This window comes from Isoptericola sp. NPDC056618 (assembly GCF_042792715.1).
GTDB lineage: Bacteria > Actinomycetota > Actinomycetes > Actinomycetales > Cellulomonadaceae > Isoptericola > Isoptericola nanjingensis.
On the sequence record NZ_JBHTVZ010000012.1, the window covers coordinates 1 to 2,671 of the forward strand.

The following is a 2,671-nucleotide window of genomic DNA, read 5'->3' on the forward strand; positions in this document are numbered from 1 at the left end:
ATCGTGGCCCTGTTTCGACACGAAACAGGGCCACGATCCCACCCACAACGTCGGGGATGGTCAGCCGATGAGGTGGCGCAGCGCGAGCTGGTGCAGCCGCACCAGACCGTAGTCGCGCTCGGCGACCGCGTCGACGTCGAGGTCCTCGTAGGCGGAGCGGTCGGCGAGGAAGGCGTCGAACGACTCGCCCTCGGCCAGGGTCGGCTCGCCCAGCTCGAAGATGCCGGCGTGCTCGAACGCCTTCTGCACCTCGGCGTCCTCGCGGTACGCCTTCGACTTGGCGGCGAGCATGTCGTAGGTCTCCATGTTCGCCTTCGCCGACTCCCAGACGCCGTCGAGGAACTCGGTGCGGCTGGGCTTGTAGTCGAAGTGGCGCGGGCCCTCGTAGCGCGGGCCGCCGTTGGGGAAGCCGTTCTCGAGCATGTCCACCGTGAAGAACGCGCTCAGCAGGTCGCCGTGGCCGAAGACGAGGTCCTGGTCGTACTTCGGGCCGTGCTGGCCGTTGAGGTCGATGTGGAACAGCTTGCCCGCGTACAGCGCCAGCGCGAGGCCGTGCGTGTAGTTGAGGCCGGCCATCTGCTCGTGGCCCGTCTCCGGGTTGAGGCCCACGATGTCGCCGTTGTCGAGCGTGTCGATGAGGGCGATGGCGTGGCCGATGCTCGGCAGGAAGATGTCGCCGCGCGGCTCGTTGGGCTTGGGCTCCAGCGCGATGCGCAGGTCGTAGCCCTTCTCCTTGATGTACGCCGCGACGGTGTCGATGCCCTCGGCGTAGCGGGCGTGCGCGGCGTGCAGGTCCTTGGAGTTGTCGTACTCCGTGCCCTCGCGGCCGCCCCACATGACGAACGTCGAGGCGCCCATCTCGGCGGCCAGGTCGGCGTTGCGCAGCACCTTGCGCAGGCCGTAGCGACGCACCTCGCGGTTGTTCGAGGTGAACGCGCCGTCCTTGAAGATCGGGTGCGTGAAGGTGTTGGTGGTGACCATCTCGCAGACGAGACCGGTCTCCTCGGAGGCCTTCTTCACCGCGTCGATGTGCTTCTGGCGCTCCGCGCCCTCCGCGCCGAACGGGAAGACGTCGTTGTCGTGGAACGTGAAGCCCCACGCGCCGAGGTCGGCCAGCTTGCGGATCGACTCGGCCGGGTCCAGGTCGGGGCGGGTCGCGGTGCCGAACGGGTCGGCGGCCGGCCAGCCGACGGTCCACAGGCCGAACGAGTACTTGATGTCGCTCACGGATCTCTCCTCGTCGAGTTTTGTTGTACGGCTGAACTATTGCGCGTCGCTGGGCTAGAGTCAACACGTGCCAGCCACCTCGACGACGACGCCCGCAGCTGCTCCTCGCGTGCCCGACGGCGGGGCCGCGTCGCGCCAGCACACCCTCCGCGAGCGGAACCTGCGCCTCGTCGCCGCGGCCGTGTTCGAGGCCTCCGCACCACCGTCGCGCGCCGACGTCGCCGGCGCCACCGGTCTCACCCGGGCCACCGTCTCGACCCTCGTCGACCGGCTCGTCGCCGGGGGGCTCGTCGCCGAGCTCCCGCCCGTCGCGGCGCAGAAGGCCGGCCGCCCCGCCGTCCCGCTGGTGCCCGCCGGACGGTCCGTCGTCGGGCTCGGGCTCGAGGTGAACGTCGACTACCTCGGCGCGCGCGCCCTCGACCTCGTGGGCGACGTCGTCGCCGAGCGCGTCGTCACCGGCTCGCTGCACGACTCGGACCCGCGCGACGTGCTCGCCCGGCTCCGGACCCTCGCCGCCGAGGTGGTCGCGGAGGTCGAGGCCGTCGGCATGCGCGTCGCCGGGGCACGGCTCGCGCTGCCCGGGCTCGTCGACGTGCGCGGCGGGCGGCTGGAGGTGGCGCCCAACCTGGGCTGGTCGTCCGTGGAGCCCGTCCCGGAGCTCGACCTGCGGACCGGTGACGGCGACCCGCTCGACGTCGAGGTGGCGAACGAGGCCAAGCTCGCCGCCCTCGCTGAGCTCGCGGGCGACGTGCCGCCGTCCTTCCTCTACGTCTCCGGCGACGTCGGCGTCGGCGCGGGGATCGTCGTCGACCGGCACCTGTTCCTGGGGGAGCGGGGCTGGAACGGCGAGATCGGGCACGTCGTCGTCGACCCCGCCGGCCCGCGCTGCTCGTGCGGCGCCACCGGCTGCCTCGAGCAGTACGCCGGCAAGGAGGTGCTGCTGCGGGGCTCCGGCCTGCCGTCGTCGGCGCCCGTGCACGCGATCGTCGACCTGCTGCGCGCCGGCGACGACGCCGCCCTCGACACCGTCGGCCGCGCCGGGCGCGCGCTCGGCGCCGCGCTCGCCACGTTCGTCAACCTCGTCGACGTCTCCACCATCGTGCTCGGCGGCGCGTACGCCGAGCTGTTCGGCTGGGTGGGGCACGTCGTCGGAGGGGTGGTGGAGGAGCGTGCGCTCGCCGCGCCCTTCGCGCCCGTCGACGTGCGCCCCGCCGCCGCCGGCCCGCACGCCGCCCTCACCGGCGGAGCGCGCGAGGTGCTGCGGTCGGTGGTCGCGGACCCGGCGCGCTGGGTCTGACGTCGGGCGGATCGTGTCGCTCCGAGGGTTCCGTCCGGGCGGCAGTTGGGGGGGGGGGGGGGGGGGAGTACAACCCGCCCCCCCCCCCACAACCCAACGGGGGGGGGGGACGCGGGCGGGGGGGGCGACGCGACGACGGGCTGAGCA

At 73.0% G+C, this 2,671-nt stretch carries 2 protein-coding genes; one reads left to right on the forward strand and one right to left on the reverse strand.

What is annotated here, in order from left to right:
* Window positions 1-60: 60 nt before the first annotated feature.
* Entirely contained in the window at window positions 61-1,227 is a 1,167-nt protein-coding gene (gene xylA / locus ACFQ8T_RS14390; RefSeq protein ID WP_430547205.1) for a xylose isomerase, read from the reverse strand.
* A 67-nt stretch (window positions 1,228-1,294) separates the two neighbouring features.
* On the opposite strand from xylA, the gene ACFQ8T_RS14395 reads away from it, so the two are divergent.
* Window positions 1,295-2,524, forward strand: a complete 1,230-nt coding sequence (locus tag ACFQ8T_RS14395; protein WP_430547206.1) for an ROK family protein — start codon at window positions 1,295-1,297, stop codon at window positions 2,522-2,524.
* The last annotated feature ends 147 nt before the right edge of the window (window positions 2,525-2,671 follow it).